Below are 19,986 nucleotides of genomic sequence, written 5' to 3'. Positions count from 1 at the left end.
TCGGGGCCCGCTGACGCGACCAGGCACACGGACGGGAGGCCCGTGGCGGCGTCGCCACGGGCCTCCCGTCCTCTTTTCGTCGCGTTGCGCGACGGATGGTCGCATTGCGAGACGGGCGCTACCGCACCCGCTTGATGGGGATCACGACGAGTGCGCCGATGAGGGCGATCGCGCCGGCGGCCCAGCACATGAGCTCGTAGTTGTCGGCGGCTCCGTCGGACCCGACCTTCAGGAAGAACAGGGCGATCGCCGGCGCGAGTGACTGCGGCAGCGCGTTCGCGATGTTGATGACACCGAGGTCCTTGCCGGGCCGGTCGGCGTTCGGCAGCACGTCGACGACGAGCGCCGTGTCGATGGCCGAGTAGATGCCGTAGGCGAAGCCCATGATGACCTCGGCGACGTAGAAGCCGGTGACCGTGTCGGCGTGCGCGAGCGCGACGAGCCCGACCGCGAACATCGCCGTCGACCCGCCGACGAACACCTTGCGGCGACCGAGCTTGTCCGACGCCCAGCCGGACAGGGCCGCGCTGACCAGCAGCGCGATCGTGTACAGCAGGACGCCGAAGGCGACGGCGGCCGTGGCGTCCTTCGGCTTCTCGATGCCGATGTGCTCCTGCATGTAGAGCAGCCGGTACGTCGTGAACATGAACGTCGCGAGGATGATGAGGAAGCGCGACCACCACGCGAACGCGAAGTCCGGGTTCTTGACCGGGTTCGTCCAGAACGACGCGACGAGGTTCAGGAACGTGAACTTCTTGAGCGTGTAGGTCGGCAGGTCGTCACGGGCGACGACGGCGTACACGGCGACCAGGATGATCGCCAGGATGCCGGGCGCGATGAACAGCACGGGCAGGTTCGCGACGAAGAAGACCGACAGGTAGGTGCCGGCGAGCACGGCGATGTTCTGCGCGAGCGCGATGATGCTCGAGGACCGGCCGCGCTGCAGCTGCGGCACGTTGTCGGCGAAGCTCGCGAGCAGGGTGGCGAGGGTGGCGTTCGCGGCGAGCTGGGCGAGCAGCCAGGCCAGCGTCAGGTTCAGGACGTCGGGCGAGTAGGCGATCCACGCGAGGGCGATCGCGAAGACCACGACACCGCTGAGCAGCCAGGGGCGACGACGGCCCCAGCGCGTGCGGGTGCGGTCGGACAGGGCACCCGCGAGGGGGTTCATGATGAGCGCACCGAACGCGCCGATCGGCAGTACCGAGCCGATGACGTTCGCAGCGTCGTCGCCGACCAGGGCCTGCGCCTTGAGCTGCATGCTCACGTAGACGGGCGCCATGAGCGCGACGAAGAGGCCGAACTGCCCGAGGAACAGGGCGATCTGGTAGCCGATGCCCACCTTGACCGTGCTGACGGGCTGGGTGATGCCCTCTTCCGGGTTGAGCAGTGCCGGGCTGCCGGGTTCGGGTGTGCTCATGACGCCTCCTTGAGTCGATGAAAACCTTGCCTGACAAGGTTTTTCCGACGCGAGCATACATCGACACGTGTTGCCTGCAACACCAGGGTCGTCACACGGGGCAGCAAAAACTACACACCGGGTGGTTTTTGGGGTAGCGTCGTCATCGATCTCGCCGCGGAGCATCGCTCCTCGACGGGCCGCGACACCCAGACAGGATCGAAGGAGCCTCTGCAATGCCCACCACTTCTGTGCAGCTGTACTCGCTGCGCGACGCCATCGCCGAAGACCTCGACAAGGCCATCGCCCGTGTCGCCGAGATCGGGTACGAGAACGTCGAGCCCTACGCGTTCGTCGAGCGCGCCACCGACCTCGAGCGTGCGTTCGCGGCCACCGGCCTCAAGGCTCCGTCCGGCCACGTCGCCGTGATCGACGCCGAGGACACCGCGCCGATCTGGGACGCCGCCGAACGCCTCGGCATCCGCACCGTCATCGACCCGTTCATCCCGACCGACCGCTGGCAGACCGCCGACGACGTCGCGAAGATCGCCGAGCGCGTCAACGAGCTGACCGCCGAGGCCGCCGGCCGTGGCCTGCAGTTCGGGTACCACAACCACCAGTGGGAGTTCACGAACAAGGTCGACGGCCGCACCGTCTACGACCTCTTCGTGTCGCAGCTGTCGCCGGAGACCGTCCTCGAGGTCGACACCTTCTGGGCGACCGTCGGTGGCGCCGACGCCCCCGCCGTGCTCAAGGGCCTGGGCGACCGTGTCGTCGCGATCCACGTCAAGGACGGCAAGGTCGACGGTGACATCCGCACCGCGCTGCCCTCGTCCGAGAGCGCCCTCATCGTGCCCGAGGCGCTGCAGCGCGCCTTCGAGAACCAGACGCCGGCCGGTCAGGGCGACGTCGACGTGACCGCGATCCTCGCCGCCGCACCGCAGGCGATCCGCGTGGTCGAGTTCGACGCGTACAAGGGCGACGTCTTCGAGGGCATCACCGAGTCCCTCACCTGGCTCAAGGACAACGACAAGTGAGCCGTGTCGGGATCGGCATCATCGGTGCCGGCAACATCTCCACGCAGTACCTCGAGAACCTGACCAAGTTCGCCGACGTCGAGGTCCGCTTCGTCGCCGACGTGCTGCTCGAGCGTGCCGCTGAGCAGGCGGCGGCGTACGGCGTCGCCTCGTCGGGATCGGTCGAGGAGCTCCTCGCCCGCGACGACATCTCGATCGTGATCAACCTGACGATCCCGGCCGCACACGCCGAGGTCGACCAGCAGATCATCGACGCCGGCAAGCACGTCTGGAGCGAGAAGCCGATCGCGACCGACCACGCGTCGGCCGCCGCGGTGCTCGAGTCGGCGAAGGCCAAGGGCCTGCGTGTCGCGACCGCTCCGGACACCGTGCTCGGCGCGGGCATCCAGACGGCGCTCCGGGCCATCGCCCGCGGTGACATCGGCGAGCCGCTGTCCGCGACGACGCTGTTCCACGTCCCCGGCCCCGAGGCGTGGCACCCGAACCCGGACTTCCTGTTCGCCACCGGTGCCGGCCCCCTGTTCGACATGGGCCCGTACTACGTGACGACCCTGGTGCACGCGTTCGGCACCGCCTCGCGCGTGCAGGCCGTCTCGTCGAAGTCGCTCGACCGTCGCACGATCGCGTCCGGCCCCCGCGCCGGCGAGACGTTCCCGGTCGAGGTCCCGACGCACCACGCGGCCCTGATCGAGTTCGCCGGCGGGCAGTCCGCCCAGTCGACGTTCTCGTTCCAGCACGCCCTGCCGCGCATGGGCTTCGTCGAGATCAACGGCACGCTCGGCACGATCTCGCTGCCGGACCCGAACACGTTCGAGGGCTCGTCGCAGCTCTGGCGCTACGGGCAGGACGAGCCCGAGACGCTCGAGGCGGTCGGCTCCACCTGGGGTCGTGGCACCGGTGTCGTCGAGCTCGCCCGCGCCATCGCCGAGGACCGCCCCGAGCGTGCCTCCGGCGCCGTCGCGCTGCACGTGCTCGACGTGCTGCTCGGCATCCGTGACGCCGCCGAGTCGGGTTCCGCCGTCGACATCACGTCGAGCGTGGACGCGATCCCGCCGCTCCCCGAGGACTTCGACCCCGCGGCAGCCGTGCTGACCGCGGGCGCGAACGCCTAGGAGCGCCGCGCGCACCACGCGCACCACTTCGTGAGCAGCAATGGTCGGGTCCCGAACGGGGACCCGACCATTTCTGCTCACCAAGCGAAGACCACGACACGAGCGACGCGAACGACGCCCCCGCGCGAGCCCGAACCCGTCAGACCAGCGCGGTGAAGGACGCGTCGCGCACGAGGAGCGTCGCCGCGTCGCCCACCACGGCCTGGTCGGGGTCGCTCGACAGCCCGAGGGACCAGCTGCCCCCACCCGGACGCTCCGGCAGCGTGAACTCCACCGTGGTGTCCGACGCGTTCAGCAGCACGGCCACGGTGTCGTCGCCCTGGTGCAGCACGAGCGTCACGGCCCGGTTGCCGCCGTCCGCCCAGTCGCCGTCCTCGAACCCGGCGGCGTCGGCACGGAGCACGGTCACCGTCGACTCCGAGTCACCCGGCGCGGTGCGGAACCACTCCGGACGCAGCGCCTGGTGCTGCCGACGGAACGCGATGGCCGCCGTCGTGAAGGCGAGCAGGTCCTGGTCGGCGGCCGCCCAGTCGAACCACGAGATCTCGTCGTCCTGGCAGTACGCGTTGTTGTTGCCGCCCTGTGACCGGGCGAGCTCGTCGCCACCCAGGATCATCGGTACGCCGGCGGAGAGCAGCAGGGTGCCGAGGAAGTTGCGGCGCTGCCGGTCGCGGTAGTCGTTCACCGCGCCGTCGTCGGTCGGGCCCTCGATGCCGCCGTTGAACGAGGTGTTGTCGCTCTCGCCGTCGTTGTTGTCCTCGCCGTTCGCCTCGTTGTGCTTGTCGGCGTACATCGTCAGGTCGGCCAGGGTGAAACCGTCGTGGGCGGTCACGAAGTCGATCGAGCACAACGGGGAGCGCCGCGAGCCCTCGTAGACGTCCGGGCTGCCCAGGACCCGCTGGACGGCGTCGCCGAGGGCGCCCTCGTCGCCGCGCCAGAAGGCACGCAGGTCGTCGCGGTACTTACCGTTCCACTCGGACCAGTCGGCCGGGAACCCGCCGACCTGGTAGCCGGCGGTGTCCCACGGCTCGGCGATCATCTTGACCTCGCGCAGCACGGGGTCCTGGTGGATGATGTCGAGGAACGCGGAGTGCTTCTCGGCCTCGCCGTCCTGGCGGGTGAGCGTCGTGGCCAGGTCGAACCGGAAGCCGTCGACGTGCATCTCCTCGACCCAGTAGCGGAGCGAGTCCATGATGAGTCCGAGGGCCGCCGGGTGCCCGACGTTCAGGCTGTTGCCGGTGCCGGTGGTGTCGAAGTAGTTCGCCTCGTCGCCCTCGACCAGCCGGTAGTACGACTGGTTGTCGATCCCCTTGAACGACAGCGTCGGGCCCATGTGGTTGCCCTCGGCGGTGTGGTTGTAGACGACGTCCATGATGACCTCGAGCCCCGCGGCGTGCAGGGCCTTCACCATCTCCTTGAACTCGGCGACCTGCTGCCCGGCGGTGCCGGCGGACGAGTACTCGTCGTGCGGCGCGAAGAAGCCGATGCTGTTGTAGCCCCAGTAGTTGCGGAGGCCCTTGTCGAGGAGCGTCGAGTCCTGCACGAACTGGTGCGTCGGCAGCAGCTCCACCGCGGTGACGCCGAGGTCGGTGAGGTGCTTGATCGCTGCCGGGTGGGCCATACCGGCGTAGGTGCCGCGGATCTCCTCGGGGACGTCCGGGTGCTGCTTCGTGAAGCCCTTGACGTGCACCTCGTACACGACGGTGTCGGCGAGCGGGGTCCGCAGCAGGGTGTCACCGTCCCAGTCGAAGGACCGGTCGGCGACGACGGACTTGGGCATCGCGCTGGCCGAGTCGGTCTCGTCGATCTGCTCGGGCTCGTTCATGTCGTGACCGAAGAGCGCCTGGCCCCACTCGTAGGTGCCGTCGATCGCGGTGGCGTAAGGGTCGAGCAGGAGCTTCGCGCCGTTGTGGCGGAGGCCGTTCGCCGGGTCCCACGCGCCGTGCACGCGGAAGCCGTAGCGGGTGCCGACCCTCACCCCGGGGACGACGTCGTGGAAGGTGTAGCCGGTGCGGTTGCGGAGCTCGGTGCGGTGCTCGGTGCCGTCGTCGTCGAAGGTGCAGAACTCGACCCGCTCGGCGGTGCTCGAGAACAGGGCGACGTTGGCGCCCCCGTCGACGAGCGTGACGCCGAGCGGGGTGCGCGTGGAAGTGGTCATGCTGCCCTTCTACCGGCCGGTCGCTGTGCCACCGGCAGCGAGGCGTACCCCGTGGCCGCTCAGCGCACCGGCGGGACGAGTTGCTCGAGCAGCCGCAGCACCCGCTCGCCGTCGACGGCGTCCGGGTCGAGCAGCCACTGGACCTGCAGTCCGTCGGATGCCGCGATGCTCAGGCTCGCCAGGTCGACCGGGTCCAGGTCGGCGCGGATCCGGCCACTCGCCTGGTCCGCCTCGATCAGTTCCGCGAGTTCGGCGCGCAGCCGGGCGAAGCGTTCGCGCATGAAGTCGCGTGTGGCCGGGTGGCCCTCCTGCACGGCGTCGGCCGCGAGGGTCGTGTACAGCTGCACCAGCCCCGGCACGGCCCGGTTGCGCGATGCGCTCTCGCGCATGTCGCCGATCGCCGACTTCATCCGGTCGGGCGCGCCCTGCTCGCGGACCTCGTGCTCCCGGTAGACGGCGAGCAGCAGTTCGTCGCGGCTGGGGAAGTAGTGGCGGAGTGCCGCGTGTGTGATCCCGAGGGCTTCGGCCACCGAGCGGAGCGACGATGCGTCGACCCCCTGCTCCGCGACCATGCGGATCATCTCGTCGAGGATCTGCGTGCGTCGCTCGGCGCCCTTGCGGTACCCGCCGCGGCGCGGCTGGGCCGCGTCGGCGTCGTCCGCGGGGTGGGTCATGCACCCAACTTACCGCTGGAAGGTTTTCTCGCCACCGTCCGGCCTGGAGGCCCGTGGCGGGCGCACCACGGGCCTCCAGTCCGTTTCGGGGTCGCGTCGCACCCGCCGGGTCGCGTCAGCCGTGTGCGCTCGCGTCAGTCCTGGTCGTCGACCGTGTACTCGTCGACCGGCGCGGGCGTGCCCGCGGCGAGCGCGTCGACGATCTTCGTGAGCGAGTCGGCGAGGACGGCGTTGTCCGCGTCGGGGAGTTGCTCGAGCACCTCGACGACGGCAGCGTGGAAGCGCGCGTACGAGGCGTCGATCTTCTCGGCGGCCTGGTCGGTCGGGGCGAGCACCTGCGCACGACGGTCGGTGGGGTGCGCCGTGCGCGACAGCAGGCCCTTCTGCACGAGCCCGTCGACGATCTTGGTGACCGAGGCGTTCGAGACGGCGAGCATCACGGCGAGGTCCTTCGGGCCCATCGTCCGGCCGTCCCGGTGCGCCTGGAGCATGTACCGGACGGCGAGGAACTCGTTCTTCGACAGGCCGCTCTCGATGCGGGCGGACTCGATCTGCTGGTCCTCGGCGTGCTGCAGGCGCAGCAGCGCGTCGACGGCGGTCTTCGCGACCCCGGACTCGGGTTCGCGGGCGTAGAGGTGGACGTGCTCTCGACGGACGACGGTCAACGGCATGGGGTCATGCGCTCCTTGCTAAACGGCAGGCGTGCTGAAGAAGTCCGCGTAGGACGGTTCGGAACGACCGGCGAGCAGCGAGGGGTCCTGGATGCGACGCTCGACGTACGCGTCGATGATCGCCGGGTCGGTGAGACCGACGCGCGTGTGGCTGCCACCGATCCGTGCCGTCCGAGGCATCCCGGAGTACGTGCTGTGCATGTCGTGTCCCGCCCTTCTCGCTTGCCGTGTGTCCCCTGCGGACGCCTGAACTCTTTCACGAAGTGAACGATCAGTTCAACGAACCATTCGCACTGTGTACGTTTTGCGCGCCGAACGGTTCGGCGGCATCCGTCAGGGTCGTCAGGAGCTGCAGGAGCGCCGCCCGTCGCGGCTCGTCGAGGGGTGCGAACAGGGAGTCGAGCACCTCCTCGGCGATGCGGTGCCCCTCGTCGAGCACCCGCCGCCCGTCCTCGGTGACGGTGTGCTCGATCCGGCGGCCGCGCCCGGCGGTCCGGGTGATGAGACCACGGTCGAGCATCCGGTTCGCGAGGGTGCCGAAGGCCTGGTCGCTCTGGAACGTCGCGACGGCGAGGTCGTGCCCGGAGGCGCGGGGCATCCGGTCGATCGCGCGCAGGGCGTCCCACTGCACGAGCGTCACGCCGAGGTCGCGCAGGGCGGCGTCCATCGTGCGGTGGTTGCGGTACTGCGCCCGCTTGACGGCGTGGCCCAGGGCTTCGAGGTCGGTCGGCATGGTGCTACGGTATCAACACTCGTACATAAACATGTTGATACGGAGACCCCATGACCGACACCCGCACCCGCACCGCGCTCGTCCTGCACGGCGGCGGTGGCCCCCGGACCGTCGCACCGATCGTCGCGCACCTCGCACCCGCCTTCCACGTCGTCGCTCCCACACACCCGGGCTGGGACGGCACCCCGCGCCCGGACGGGATCGACTCCGTCCCGGCCCTGGCGACCGCGTACCTCGAGCAGCTCGTCACCGCCGGGGAGCAGGACGTCGTGGTGGTCGGGTCCTCCATCGGCGGCTGGATCGCCCTCGAGATGGCCGTGCAGGCAGCTGCCGACGACCGGTTCGCCGGGGTCGTCGGCACCGTCGTCGACATCGACGGCGTGGGTGCGGTGGTCGAGGGCGAACCGATCGCCGACTTCTTCGCCCTCGATGCCCGCGGGCTGGCCGAGGTCGCCTGGCACGATCCCGAGCGGGGTTACCAGGACCCGGCGTCCGTCACCGAGGAACGGCGCGCGGTGCAGCGCTCGAACGGGCAGACCATGGCGGTCGTCGCCGGCCGGTCGATGAGCGACCCGAGCCTGCTCGGTCGACTCGGGGCGGTGCGGGTGCCGACGCTCGTGGTGTTCGGCGCGAGCGACCGGGTCGTGACCCCGGCGTACGGTCGCGCGGTGGCGGCGGCCGTGCCGGGTGCGGTGTTCGCCGAGGTCCCGGCGGCCGGGCACCTGCCCCACCTCGAGGCCCCCGAGTCGACATGGGCGGTCATCGACCCGTTCCTGGCGCGCTGAGCAGGACGGACCGCCATCGGCACGCGGCACCCGGCGACCGGCGAGCGCCTCAGACCATCGCCGCGGACATCACCGCGACCGCGACACCCATCGCCAGGGTCTCGACCAGCGGCAGCGCACGTGATCGTCGCCGGACGCCGTCACGGAGCATGTGGACAGTGAGCACCAGGTACCCGAGGGTCAACCCGCCGAGCACCACCTGCCACGTCACCGCGACCACCCCGAGGTGCTGGTGCATCCCCGCGGCGCCGGCGTCGTGCGCCATGCCGACTCCCGTCGCACCCATCACCAGCAGGCCCAGGGCAGCGTGCAGCCGCCCGTACCGGCCGTGCGCCGAGGCCGCGCCGGGCGGCTGAGCCGACCCGCGCCTCCAGGCGGACGTGGACTGCAACCGGTGCACCCCGGCGACCACCACGGCGAGGAACGCGAGCACCAGGAACCACAGGACACCCGGCAGGACCCGGGGTCCGAACGCTCCGTCGACCATCGCCGCCACCATCGCGACCGCGGCGACGACGTCGACCGCACGGCCGGGGCGCCAGGCCCCGACCGTGCAGCAGGCCCCGGCCGACGCCGGCACGATGGCCGCGAGCCCGAGCAGGTCGGTCACGTCAGTGCCCGTCCCCGTGGTCGTGCCCGTGGTCGTGCTGGTGCTCGGCTGCGTCGTGTGCGGCCTCGACGGCGCCGGAGACGTGGTGCGAGCAGTGCGACCCGGCCGACACCCCGATCGACGCCGGCACGTTCAGGGCCGGGTTCCGCGGGAAGAACCCGTACGGCTTGAGCGTGAACTTGGCGTAGTCGACGGGCATGACGGGCCAGTCCTCGGGCCGGGGGAAGTGCGTGGGACCGAAGGTGTGCCACAGCACGATGTCCTCGCCGTCGAGCGGACGGTCCCCCTGCACGTACCGGGCGACGCCGTCCCCGCCGGGGTTCTGGTGCACGAAGTCACCGGCGGCGAAGCGCTCGGCCGGGTCGTACTGCGTCACGTACAGGTGCTTCCGCGCGAACTCGGCGCGTGCGGCCACCGACGACGAGTCGTCCGCGAGCAGCACCGGAGCGTCCTGCGGGTACAGCACGTACCCGGTCGGGCGGTCGAGGTGGTTGCGCTCCTCGGTGTTCGAGATGAACCACGTCCGGGCCTTCGACGCGTCGGCGAGACGGCCGGAGGTGGACTCGGACGACAGACGGGTGACCGACTTCGTGAACGCGTTGCCGTGCTCGTTGCCCGGGCCGACCGGGACCCGGACGGCGTCGACCTCGTCCACCGCGTTCGACAGCCCGTCGACCATCATGTCCAGCCGTGCCGAGAACAGGTGCTGGTGGTACGGGGCGCCGAGGCCGGGCGCGACCTCGGAGGCGTACGGGTAGTCCGCACCGGACTCCGTCCGACCCGGGTACGACGAGGTGAAGAGGACGCCGGTGAGCTTCGCCTCGCACTCGATCGTGCCGTCGAGGTACAGGTACCAGTAGAACCCGTAGTCGTAGTTACCGACGGTGGTGAAGAACGAGATCACCAGCCGACGGGAGCGCCGGACCTCCTGCGACCCGGTGTAGATGTCCCCGTGCTTCCACAGCGTGCCGAAGTCCTCCTCGTGCATGCAGATGCCGTTCCGGATGGTCTGCGGGTTGCCGAGCTCGTCCGCCAGGACGGCGTCGAAGTACTTGATCTCGCCGACGCAGTCGCAACCGAGCTCGAGCGAGTTGGTGAAGCGTCCGAACAGGTACTCGCCGGTGTCGAAGTAGTTCTGCCAGAACCGCACCGGCGACGGGTCGCCGTAGGGCACGAGCATCTCGTCGATCGAGGCCCGGTAGACGATCGGCCGCAGCCGCGCACCGTCCTGCCACGACAGCTGCCGGAGCACGAGCCCCTCTCGGGCGTCGAACCCGACCTGGAACCGCCAGTTCGCCCACTCGACGAACTCGCCGTCGACCGAGAACGACGGCCCCTCGGGCTGCGTGATGACGATCGGCTTGAGGTCGAGCGGTTCGCCCTGCACCGCCGGGTCGTCGAAGTTGCCGGACGTGGCGGGCACGGGCATCTCCGCGACGTCCACGATGCGGGTCACCGCGCGGTTGGCGGCGTCGACGTACACGGACAGGCCGTCCACGGGGTGCGCCCAGACGTGGTCGGCGGGGTGGTCCTGGCGGAAGGCGAGCACGCGGAGGATCCGGCGCCCCTCCTCCTCGGGGTAGTCGTAGTACCCGGCCGACAGCGGGACGCACTTCACCTCGTCCGGCGTCAGGCCGCGCTTCGCCAGGGCGGCGACCCAGCGCTCGTCCGCGTTCGCGATCTCGCCGACGGCGTCGAACTCCTCGATGAGGACGGGCAGCTGTCCACGGGACCCGTCGAGCACGTCGGTGGACAGGACGATCCGGTCGGTGATCGAGACGACGCCGTCGGTGGAGCGTCCGGTCGCCATGTCGAGGAGCATCACGCGGGCACGGCGGTCCGGCAGGGGACCGTCGCCGGCCTGCCAGGCCAGGACCTGCTGCTTGTGCGGCTCGTCGAGGCCGACGTAGACGAAGCGCGTGGTGTCGGTCCAGTCCGGCTGCGCCGTGACGACGTCGCGGACGGCGGTGAACTCGTCGGGGCTCAGGTTCGCGAGCGGGTGGGTGGTGGTGGTGACGGGATCGGTGAGGGTCATGCTGGTGGTTCCTTCGGTTCGGTCTGGAGGCGCGGGTCGGGTGGGTCGGTCAGCCGTCGCTGGCGAGACGGTCGAGCATCTGGTCGTAGCGGCGGCGGTCGCGCCGGCGCAGCACCACGGCCTGCAGCACGCCGACGGCGGGCACGACCACGACGAGGCCGGTGAGCACGGTGCTGACGACACCGAAGACGCTCGCTCCGGAACCGTCGACGTCACCGACGAGCGTCGGGAAGTTCGCCCAGATCAGGACGGCCGAGGCGACGAGCCCGACGAACCCCAGGACCGGGGCGATGACGGTGTTCCAGATGCGGCGGTCGGCGCGGTTCCGGCGGAAGTAGACGATGACGGCGAGGCTCGTCGCGGCCATCAGGATCGCCACGCCCAGGGTGGCGACCCCGGCGAACCAGCTGAAGACCTGCAGGACCGGGTCGAGGCCGAGGACGGCGAACAGGACCATGAGCACGGCGGCGGTGACGGTCTGCACGACGCTCGAGGTGTGCGGCGACTCGTGCTTGCGGTGCACGGTGCCGAGACGACCGGGCAGGAGCGAGGCGTTCGCCATCGAGTGCTGGTACCGGGTGATGACGTTGTGGAAGGACAGGACGCAGGCGAACATGCTCGTGAGCAGCAGCACGTTCATGACGGCCTCGCCCGCGGTGCCGATGTACCGCGCCGCCGTGGTGAGGATGAGCGCGCCCGGGTCCTTCGCAGCCTCGGCGAGCACGCCGTCCGGACCCCAGGCCATCACGAGTCCCCACGACGCCAGCGTGTAGAACACGCCGATGCCGATGACGGCGGTGTAGGTGGCCCGGGGGATCGTGCGCTCCGGGTCCTTCGCCTCGTCGCGGAAGATCGCGGTCGCCTCGAACCCGATGAACGCCGCGATCGCGAACATGAGGCCGACGCCGGGTGAGCCGGACATGACGTGGGTCGGTTCGAACGGCGCGAGCGAGAGCCCGTCGGCACCGCCGCGGAACACGATCGCGGCGACCAGAACGAGCACGATCCCGACCTCGCCGACGAGCAGGACGCCGAGGACCTTGCTCGACAGGTCGATGTGCCGGTAGCCGAGCACCCCGACGAGCGCCACGACGACCAGGGACCACACGTACCAGGGGATGTCCGGCCCACCGAGGCCCGTGACGGTCACCCCGAGCAGGTACCCGATGTAGCCGTGCACGCTGACCTGGATCGTCGTGTAGGTCAGCAGCGCCAGGGTGGCCGCCCCCGCACCGGCCGGACGACCGAGCCCGTGGCCCACGAACGTGAAGAAGGCGCCGGGTCGTGGCAGGTGCCGGGTCATCGCCGCCAGACCCACCGAGAACAGCAGCAGGATCACGGCGGACGCGGCGTAGAGCGACGGGAACCCGACGCCGTTGCCGAGCAGCATGCCCAGCGGGGCGGCACCGCCGACGACGGTGAGCGGGGCGGCGGCCGCGACGACCATGAACACGATCGCGGTGACGCCGAGCGAGCCGCGCATGGTCCGCTGCGGTGCGGGTACGGCTCCGAGTGACGCGGGGTCCTTCGTGATGCTGGACATCGTGGCCTTCCGGTTCGGGTGACTGGGTCGGGGTGGGACCACGGTCCCGCGCTGGGGTTGCGCCCCCGTTCCACGGGTGTGAAACCCGCACGCACCCGAATGGGACGGCCCGGGCGAGGCGTCTCATTTGCCCGAGACCACCGCGAAACACGACCGAGACACCGGGGCAACGCAGCCCCCGTACCGTTGCCGCATGACCGCGCTCGACCGTGCCATCGCCGACCCGCCACGGGTGCCGGGCATCGGCACGCGCTCCCCCGTCGACGGGCTGTCCCGGCGGAGCATCGGCCCGGTCGACGTGCTGGCGCAGTCGGTGTCCGCGGTCGCACCGTCGGCGGCGGCCACCACGATCCCGGTGCTGGTCGCGACCGTCGCCGGGCAGGGCGCGACGTGGTCCCTGCTCGCCGCGATGGCGCTGTCGTTCCTGGTCGGACGCACCGTGAACCAGTTCGTCCGACGCGTGGCGGGCACCGGCTCGCTCTACACCTACGTCTCGCTCGGCCTGGGGCCGGCGGCCGGTGTGGTCGCGGGCGCCGCACTGCTGCTCGGCTACGGGTTCATCGCGATGTTCTCGCTCACCGGCAGCGGCTACTACCTCGACTACCTGCTGTCCCGGTTCGTCCCGACGGCCGGCACCGGCTCCCTGGTCACGGTCGTGGTGATCACCGCCATGGGTGCCGCGGTGTTCGCCGTCATCGCCCTCGGGGTCCGGTTGTCCACGCGCCTCACCCTGCTCGTCGAGACCCTGTCCGTCGCCGTCATCGTCGTGCTGATCGTCGCCCTGGTCGCACGGCTGCAGCCCGTCGACACGTCCGCCCTCGCACTCGGCCCGACCGCACCGGCGCCCTTCGCGGTGGGCACGGCGCTCGCGGTCACGGCCTTCGTCGGGTTCGAGAGCGCGTCGGTGCTCGGCGTGGAGGCCCGGCGTCCGTTCCAGGCGATCCCCCGCGCGATCTCGTGGACCGTCCTGGTCGCGGGCGTGCTCTACGTCGTGAGCGCTGCCGCCCAGCAGACCGGGTTCGCCGCGATCGGCGCCGACCTCGCCACGAGCGCGTCGCCGGTCAACGAGCTCGCCACGGCCTTCGGCATGCAGTGGGTCGGGTGGGCGCTCGACCTCGGGATCGCCGCCTCGTTCGCCGCGTGCGCGATCGCCTCGACGACGGCGCTCGTCCGGGTGCTGTTCGCGATGGGCCGTGAAGGGGTGCTGCCGGCCGCCCTCGGGCGGGCGTCGCCCCGGTTCCGGACACCCTTCGTCGCGGGGGTGCTGGCATGCTCGGTGCTGACCGCGCTGCCGGTCCTCGGGCTCCTCACCGGCATCCCGACCTGGTCCCTGATGGAGGCCGAACTCGTCGTCGCGGCACTCGGGTACCTGACGGCGTACGCGATGACGTGCTTCGCGGCTCCGGTGTTCCTGCGACGCATCGGCGAGCTGACGACCGGGGTGGCGACCACCGCGGTGACGACCGGTGTCCTGCTCACCGCCGTGCTGCTCACCTACGCCGGGGTCGAGGCCGCATCGCCCCGGTGGCCGGCCGTCGTCCTCGCCGTCGGGGCGGTCACCGCGGTCGTCGTCGCGTTCCTGGTGGCGACCCGTCGGCGACCCTGGCGACGGGGTCGGAGCCGGGCGGTGTACGACGTGCCGGTCGAGGCGGACCTGCTGGGCGCCTCCCGGTCGTCCGCCGGACCCGGCCACGGGACGGGGGTGCGGTGAGCGAACCCGGTCTCCGCGCGCGGCAGCCGAAGGCGATCCAGAACGCCCTCGCGGTGCTCGAGGCGGTCGCGCACGCCGGGCCCGGCGTCACCGCCCAGCAGATCTCGGACGCGCTCGGGATGCCGCGGGCGACCACCTACCGGCTCATCACGCTGCTCGTGGAGGACGAGTACCTGGTGCGGCTGCCGGACCTGCGTGGCTTCGCACTGGGGCACAAGGTCTCGGAGCTCGCCGGTGTCGCCCCGGCCGCGGCCCCGTTTGTCCCACCACTCCCCCGCGCCGTCCGGTCCGTGCTGTCCGACGTGCGCTCGGCAGTCCGCGCCGGGGTGCACCTGGCCCGGTACGACGCCGACGGGATCTGCGACGTCGACGTCGACCCGGACTTCCCGCTCCTCGACGCGACCGCCCTGCGATCGGCACCCGGGTCGAGCGCGATGGGGCGGCTGCACGCGGCCGGCGGCGCCTCGGCGTCGCAGGTCGGTGCCTTCGTGCGGGGTTTCGGGTGCCTGGCACTGCCCGTCCGCGGCGAGTGCGGTGAGCTCGTGGCGGGGCTGACGTTGTCCGCGCCCGCGGCCCGGGTGGAGTCGCCCGGCGAGGCCCTGGTGCACCTGCGAACGGCGGTCGCGCGGCTCGAGCCCCTGCTCGGCTGAGTTCTCGGCGTCCTCTGAGCGATCTCTTGGCACTCACCAGGGTCGAGTGCTAAAACGGTGGCAGTTGAGTCGAGGGGACTCAACGAGAACCACGAAGGAGTTGATTTCGATGACGATGAACTTCGACCCGTTCCGCGAGCTCGACCGACTCGCGGGTTCGCTCCTCGGCACCGCAGCCGGTCCGCGCTCGATGCCGATGGACCTGTACCGCACCGGGGACCACTACGTCCTCGACGTCGACCTGCCCGGCATCGACCCGGGCTCCGTCGACATCGACGTGGACGGCTCCGTCCTGACCATCCGCGCCGAGCGCACCCTGGGCGCGCCCGAGGGCTCGCAGTGGCTCACGCGTGAGCGCCAGCCCGGCACGTTCGTCCGGCAGCTGACGCTCGGCGACGGCCTGGACGCCGAGCGCATCACCGCCGGGTACGACAACGGAGTGCTGAGCGTCACGATCCCCGTCAAGGAGTCCGCGAAGCCGCGCAAGATCGCGGTCACCGTCGGTGGCGCGTCCGAGCAGCTCGCGGTCGGTTCCGGTGCCGCCGGTTCCGGCGCCGCCGAGTGAGGAGCTGAGCGATGACGTCCGTCCTGCTGAACGCGGTGGTCGCGGTCCTCGTCGTCACCGCAGCGCTCGCGCTGACGAGTCTGGACCGGCGCACCGCCGTGCTCCTCGGGGCCACCGGCAGCCTGACCGGCACGTTCCTGACCTGGGTCGCCGCGCCCCGGCTGTTCGAGCAGTCGCTCCTGGCGCCCTGGGTCGCGGCGGTCCTCGGCACGGCCCTGCTGATCGCGGGCTGGAGCGCGGTCCGCGCCTACTCGGGCATCTTCGAGGCACCACGCGACGAAGAACCCGAGACGGGGGCGCTGATGACCGTGGGCGGGTCCGCCCCGTCGGTGCGGTGACCACCTGACGGACAGGAGGCCCGGTGCACGTCGTGCGCCGGGCCTCCTGTCGTCCGTGGGTCGCGTGGGCGACCGTCGGGACTACTCCTTGTTCAGCTTGTCCTGCACCAGGCCGGCCGTCTTCTCGACGACGTTCGGCAGCTCGGTGGTGCCGTAGAGCCGGACGTCGGGGTGCGTGGGCGGGGGCATCGGGACCGAGGTGGTCGGGCCGTCGTGGTACGAGTACTCGCCCTTGCCGTCGAACGAGGGGCCGCTCGCCCACGGGCCGTTCTTCGCCTCGGCGCCGTCGGAGAAGTTGAGGTACTGGTAGTTGACCTCCTGGTTCTCCTTCGACTGCGGGAAGTTGCTCGGCACGGGGAAGCCCTCGACGCCCTTCTCGCGCAGCTCGGCGGCAGCGGTCGCCCACATGTTCTGGTGCATGGTGTCGCGGGCGATGAGGAAGGACAGCAGGTCCCGCACGCCGTGGTCGTCGGTCATGTGGTAGAGCCGGGCGGCCTGCACACGACCCTGCATCTCGGCGTTCTCGTTCGCCGTGAAGTCGGCGAGCAGGTTGCCGCTGGCGGTGATGTACGAGCCCTGCCAGGGGTTGCCGTTGCTGTCCACCGGACGGGCACCCGCACCGGCGACGATCGCGTGCTGGACGTCCGTGCCGCCGACGATCGCGGCGACCGTGGGGTCGTCCTGCAGCGCGTCCTCGGTGATGCCGAGCGGGGACTTCTCGAGCAGCTGCGCGATCATCGTCGCGAGCATCTCGACGTGGCCCATCTCCTCGGCGCCGATACCGAACACCATGTCGCGGTACTTGCCGGGGATGTGCATGTTCCACGCCTGGAACTGGTACTGCATGGCGACGGAGATCTCTCCGTACTGGCCGCCGAGCACCTCCTGCAGCTTGCGGGCGTAGATCGCGTCGGGCTTGTCGGGCGTTGCCGTGAACTGGAGTTCCTGCTTGTGGAAGTACAAATCGTGCTCCTTCGTGTCGATCGAGCGATTGCACGGCCGATGGTTCGCCGGGGGCACTGAGCGGCCGCCCAAGGTGGCCGGATCACGCAGAGGGTGTCCCGGATGCGCCGTTCGACGGGTCGGGGTCCACCGTCGGCTTCACCCGGCAGGACGAGTCCCTTCGGTCGACCGCCCGATGCCCGCGGCCGTCCGGTTGCGCAGGCTGGGAGCATGCAGACCTCGACCAAGCACACGATCGCCACCCTGCTGCTCTGCGCGGCGATCGTGGTCGCCACCGTCATCGCACTCATGGCCATGACCCCGCCCGCGTGACGCCGGTACGGCATGGGAGGATCGCTCTCGTGACCGAACGGGGCAGGTTCCTCCGGCCGCTCGCCACCCGGTCGATCGCCGTCGACGTGGCCTGGGCGGCCCTGGCGGCGTTCGTCTTCCTGCTGCCCATCGACCTCGAGCTCGAGCACGCGAGCCTCGCCGCGGTGCTGTCGGCCTCGGTGGCGATCGCCCTGCGTCGCATCTCCCCGTCCGCCGCGATGGCGATGGTCGTCGTCCTCGGGGTGATCCAGGTCGGCGGCGGCGAGCGCCCGTCGCTGGTGGACCTCGCGCTCTTCGTCGTGATCGGCACCGCCGCCGTCGTGGGCACCCGCACCGAGGTCGTCGTCTCGGGCGTACTCGCGGTCGTCGCCGGGGCGGGTGCCACGGTCTACCTGGCGTCGACCGGCTTCCGGTTCCTCGTGCTCATCAACGGCCCGCGCGACCAGGCCTTCCTGGCGATGGCCGCCCCGGTGACCGCGCTGCTCGGGGTCTGGGCGGGCGGGGTCGCCGTCCGGGCCTTCCGCTCCCGCGACCGCGAGTCGGAGCGCCGTGCCGACGCCGAGGCCGCAGCATCACGTGCCGAAGCCGTCGCCACCGAGGCCGAGGCCACCGCCACCCGCGCGATCGACGTCGCCGAGTCCGAACGCATCCGCGCGGACATCGCCCGCGACGTGCACGACGTCGTCGGCCACTCGCTCGCGGTCATCATCGCTCAGGCCGACTCGGTGCCGTTCCTCGACGACGAGGCGCGCATCCGAGCGGTCAGCGCCACCATCGCGAGCACCGCCCGGAGCTCCCTGGTCGAGGTCCGACAGGTCCTCGGGCACATCGACGGCTCCGCCGAGGCGACCGGCCCGGGCTCGCTCGAGGAGATCGTGCAGGGCATCCGCGACGCCGGGGTCGACGTCGACCGCACGGTGCGCGGGGTCCCGCTGGCCCTGCGCCCGGACACCGGCACCGCCGCCCGCCGCGTGCTGCAGGAGATGCTCACGAACGCCCTGCGCCACGGCGCCCCCGGCAACCCGGTCGTCGTGCGGGAGACCTGGCGGAACGCCGACCTGGTGCTCGAGGTCGAGAACGTCGCCGGCGACGGCACCACCGCCGGCTCGGGCCGCGGGATCGACGGCATGGACTCGCGCCTCGGCGCCCTCGGTGGGTCGTTCGACGCCGCCGTGCTGGACGACGTGTTCACGGCACGCGCCCGCATCCCGTTCGACGTCCAAGGGGGACCCGTCCGATGACCGAACCGATCAGGATCCTGCTCACCGACGACCAGGCGCTGTTCCGCGCCGGGCTCCGGGTGGTGCTCGACGCCCAGGACGACATGCGCGTGGTCGGTGAGGCCTCCGACGGCGCCGAAGCGCTCGCGCTCATCCCCGAGGTGCGCCCCGACGTGGTGCTGCTCGACATGCGGATGGCCGGCATGGACGGCGTGGAGACCGTCCGCCAGCTCTACTCCGGCGCCGTCCCGGGCCCGCTGCCCCGCGTCGTCGTGCTCACCACCTTCGGGCTCGACCCGGCGGCGGCGACCGCGATCCGGCTCGGCGCCAGCGGGTTCCTGCTCAAGGACACCACGCCGCCGTTCCTGTTCGCCGCGGTGCGGGCCGTGCACGAGGGCAGCTCGGTCATCGCACCGAACGACCTCGCGCAGCTGTTCGGCATGGACGTGGCGCGGGCCCCCGCACCGCAGCCGCCGGAGTTCGCGACCCTGACCGAGCGGGAGCGCGTCGTGTTCGGGTGGGCGTCCCGTGGGCTCTCGAACGCCGAGATCGCCACCAGGGAGTACGTGACCGAGTCGACGGTGAAGACCCAGATCTCGAGCATCCTCGGCAAGCTGTCACTGCGCGACCGGGTGCAGCTCGTCGTCTACGCACACGACCACGGCCTGGCGGGCGCCCGCGAGGACTAGTCCGCGGCGATCCGGTCGAGCCACTCCGCGAGCATCGTCCGCTCGGCTGCCGACAGTCGATCGAGCCGGGGCGCTGCGGCACGGAGCGTGATCGCGGCGCTCGTCACGGCGTCGGTCCCCCGACCGCGACCACCTGGGGCCGCGCCACCGTCGTCCGTCGTCGGCCCGCTCGGCACGAGGATCCGCCCGAGCACCGCGTCGAGGACGTCATCGGCGAGTGACGGGTCCCGCTCGTCCGCCGGAGCGGCCAGGATCGCGAGCACCGCACCGGTGCCGGCCGCGTGCACGAGCTCGACCGCGCGGTGTTCCGGCACGGCCAGTCGTCCGGCCTCGGCCACCCGCCGGATGCGTTCGGCGAGCAGCGCGGTACCGGCGCGGGCGGCTGCCGACCGACGGCCGCGCTCCGGGTCGCTCAACAGCACGAACAGGTCGGGGTTCGCCAGCCCGAAGCCGATCGTCATCGACCACCCGGTGCGCAGGTCCTCGACGGGGTCGGTTGCCTCGTCACGAGCAGCCCGGACGGCGTCGGCCTTCATCGCCGAGAACGTCGCCATCGCGTGCTCGGCGACCGCTTCGAGCAGACCGTCCTTGTCGCCGAACAGCCGGTAGATGGTCGGGGCCTGGACGCCTGCGCCGTCCGCGACCGCCCGCGTGGTCACCGCCGCGGCACCGCGGTCGCGCAACATGGTGCCGGCGACCTCGACGATGCGCGAACGCGTCTCGTCGCGCTGGCTTCCCTGCTCGATCACGGAACAACGATAACGGATCTGTGCTATCACTGTGT

At 71.2% G+C, this 19,986-nt stretch carries 20 protein-coding genes; 9 read left to right on the top strand and 11 right to left on the bottom strand.

Going from position 1 to position 19,986, the window contains the following annotated elements; genetic code table 11:
* Positions 1-118 precede the first annotated feature (118 nt).
* Entirely contained in the window at positions 119-1,417 is a 1,299-nt protein-coding gene (locus tag ABRP24_RS03870) for an MFS transporter (protein ID WP_111032468.1), read from the bottom strand.
* A 215-nt stretch (positions 1,418-1,632) separates the two neighbouring features.
* On the opposite strand from ABRP24_RS03870, the gene ABRP24_RS03865 reads away from it, so the two are divergent.
* Both ABRP24_RS03865 and ABRP24_RS03860 read left to right on the top strand, forming a co-directional pair.
* Positions 1,633-2,433 (top strand): sugar phosphate isomerase/epimerase, encoded by an 801-nt coding sequence (locus tag ABRP24_RS03865; protein ID WP_171907779.1) that lies wholly within the window; start codon positions 1,633-1,635, stop codon positions 2,431-2,433.
* On the top strand, positions 2,430-3,545 hold the full coding sequence (locus ABRP24_RS03860; protein WP_349847579.1) for a Gfo/Idh/MocA family oxidoreductase: 1,116 nt from the start codon (positions 2,430-2,432) through the stop codon (positions 3,543-3,545). The genes ABRP24_RS03865 and ABRP24_RS03860 overlap by 4 nt, the downstream gene beginning before the upstream one ends.
* Positions 3,546-3,684: 139 nt before the next feature.
* Here the strand turns inward: ABRP24_RS03860 and glgX are convergent, their stop codons facing one another.
* The 5 genes from glgX to ABRP24_RS03835 form a co-directional block, all read right to left on the bottom strand.
* A complete protein-coding gene (gene glgX, locus ABRP24_RS03855; protein WP_301566144.1) occupies positions 3,685-5,703 on the bottom strand; it encodes a glycogen debranching protein GlgX in 2,019 nt (672 codons plus the stop codon).
* A 59-nt stretch (positions 5,704-5,762) separates the two neighbouring features.
* Positions 5,763-6,377: a TetR/AcrR family transcriptional regulator gene (locus ABRP24_RS03850; protein ID WP_027466979.1), complete on the bottom strand. Its 615-nt coding sequence runs from the start codon at positions 6,375-6,377 to the stop codon at positions 5,763-5,765.
* Positions 6,378-6,511: 134 nt separating this feature from the next.
* Complete coding sequence (locus ABRP24_RS03845; protein ID WP_071248777.1) at positions 6,512-7,048, bottom strand: MarR family winged helix-turn-helix transcriptional regulator; 537 nt, start codon at positions 7,046-7,048, stop codon at positions 6,512-6,514.
* Between the two features lie 18 nt (positions 7,049-7,066).
* Positions 7,067-7,249: a hypothetical protein gene (locus tag ABRP24_RS03840; protein ID WP_071248776.1), complete on the bottom strand. Its 183-nt coding sequence runs from the start codon at positions 7,247-7,249 to the stop codon at positions 7,067-7,069.
* Positions 7,250-7,319: 70 nt separating this feature from the next.
* The gene (locus ABRP24_RS03835) at positions 7,320-7,781 is read right to left on the bottom strand and encodes a MarR family transcriptional regulator (protein ID WP_349847580.1); all 462 of its coding nucleotides are present in this window, start codon (positions 7,779-7,781) and stop codon (positions 7,320-7,322) included.
* Positions 7,782-7,831: 50 nt separating this feature from the next.
* Between ABRP24_RS03835 and ABRP24_RS03830 the strand changes: the two genes are divergently transcribed.
* On the top strand, positions 7,832-8,566 hold the full coding sequence (locus tag ABRP24_RS03830; RefSeq protein WP_349847581.1) for an alpha/beta hydrolase: 735 nt from the start codon (positions 7,832-7,834) through the stop codon (positions 8,564-8,566).
* Positions 8,567-8,615: 49 nt separating this feature from the next.
* On the opposite strand, the gene ABRP24_RS03825 is transcribed toward ABRP24_RS03830, so the two are convergent.
* Genes ABRP24_RS03825 through ABRP24_RS03815 form a run of 3 tightly spaced genes read right to left on the bottom strand, consistent with a single transcriptional unit; the run spans position 8,616 to position 12,754 of the window.
* The gene (locus tag ABRP24_RS03825; protein ID WP_027466976.1) at positions 8,616-9,176 is read right to left on the bottom strand and encodes a hypothetical protein; all 561 of its coding nucleotides are present in this window, start codon (positions 9,174-9,176) and stop codon (positions 8,616-8,618) included.
* Position 9,177: 1 nt separating this feature from the next.
* Entirely contained in the window at positions 9,178-11,211 is a 2,034-nt protein-coding gene (locus ABRP24_RS03820) for a primary-amine oxidase (RefSeq protein ID WP_349847582.1), read from the bottom strand.
* Between the two features lie 49 nt (positions 11,212-11,260).
* Complete coding sequence (locus ABRP24_RS03815) at positions 11,261-12,754, bottom strand: APC family permease (RefSeq protein ID WP_027466974.1); 1,494 nt, start codon at positions 12,752-12,754, stop codon at positions 11,261-11,263.
* Between the two features lie 193 nt (positions 12,755-12,947).
* Here ABRP24_RS03815 and ABRP24_RS03810 point away from each other — a divergent pair, with 193 nt between their 5' ends.
* The 4 genes from ABRP24_RS03810 (at position 12,948) to ABRP24_RS03795 (ending at position 16,018) form a co-directional block, all read left to right on the top strand.
* Positions 12,948-14,465, top strand: coding sequence for an APC family permease (locus tag ABRP24_RS03810; protein WP_051597039.1), 1,518 nt, complete (start codon positions 12,948-12,950; stop codon positions 14,463-14,465).
* A complete protein-coding gene (locus ABRP24_RS03805) occupies positions 14,462-15,115 on the top strand; it encodes a helix-turn-helix domain-containing protein (protein WP_232536554.1) in 654 nt (217 codons plus the stop codon). Before ABRP24_RS03810 ends, ABRP24_RS03805 begins: the two co-directional genes overlap by 4 nt.
* 109 nt (positions 15,116-15,224) lie before the next feature.
* A complete protein-coding gene (locus tag ABRP24_RS03800) occupies positions 15,225-15,680 on the top strand; it encodes an Hsp20/alpha crystallin family protein (RefSeq protein ID WP_071248766.1) in 456 nt (151 codons plus the stop codon).
* Between the two features lie 11 nt (positions 15,681-15,691).
* Positions 15,692-16,018, top strand: coding sequence for a hypothetical protein (locus ABRP24_RS03795; RefSeq protein ID WP_071248763.1), 327 nt, complete (start codon positions 15,692-15,694; stop codon positions 16,016-16,018).
* A gap of 81 nt (positions 16,019-16,099) precedes the next feature.
* Here the strand turns inward: ABRP24_RS03795 and ABRP24_RS03790 are convergent, their stop codons facing one another.
* Entirely contained in the window at positions 16,100-16,981 is an 882-nt protein-coding gene (locus ABRP24_RS03790) for a manganese catalase family protein (protein ID WP_259475115.1), read from the bottom strand.
* Positions 16,982-17,322: 341 nt separating this feature from the next.
* On the opposite strand from ABRP24_RS03790, the gene ABRP24_RS03785 reads away from it, so the two are divergent.
* A complete protein-coding gene (locus ABRP24_RS03785) occupies positions 17,323-18,534 on the top strand; it encodes a sensor histidine kinase (RefSeq protein WP_232536553.1) in 1,212 nt (403 codons plus the stop codon).
* Positions 18,531-19,202, top strand: a complete 672-nt coding sequence (locus ABRP24_RS03780; protein ID WP_349847583.1) for a response regulator transcription factor — start codon at positions 18,531-18,533, stop codon at positions 19,200-19,202. The genes ABRP24_RS03785 and ABRP24_RS03780 overlap by 4 nt, the downstream gene beginning before the upstream one ends.
* On the opposite strand, the gene ABRP24_RS03775 is transcribed toward ABRP24_RS03780, so the two are convergent.
* Entirely contained in the window at positions 19,199-19,951 is a 753-nt protein-coding gene (locus ABRP24_RS03775; protein WP_349847584.1) for a TetR/AcrR family transcriptional regulator, read from the bottom strand. The two genes, ABRP24_RS03780 and ABRP24_RS03775, sit on opposite strands and share 4 nt — an antisense overlap.
* Between the last annotated feature and the right edge of the window lie 35 nt (positions 19,952-19,986).

This window comes from Curtobacterium sp. WHRI 8282, assembly GCF_040223925.2.
In the GTDB taxonomy this organism is placed as follows: domain Bacteria; phylum Actinomycetota; class Actinomycetes; order Actinomycetales; family Microbacteriaceae; genus Curtobacterium; species Curtobacterium flaccumfaciens.
Note: the sequence above shows the minus strand (reverse complement) of the source record. Positions and strands in the feature narration are given on the sequence as shown.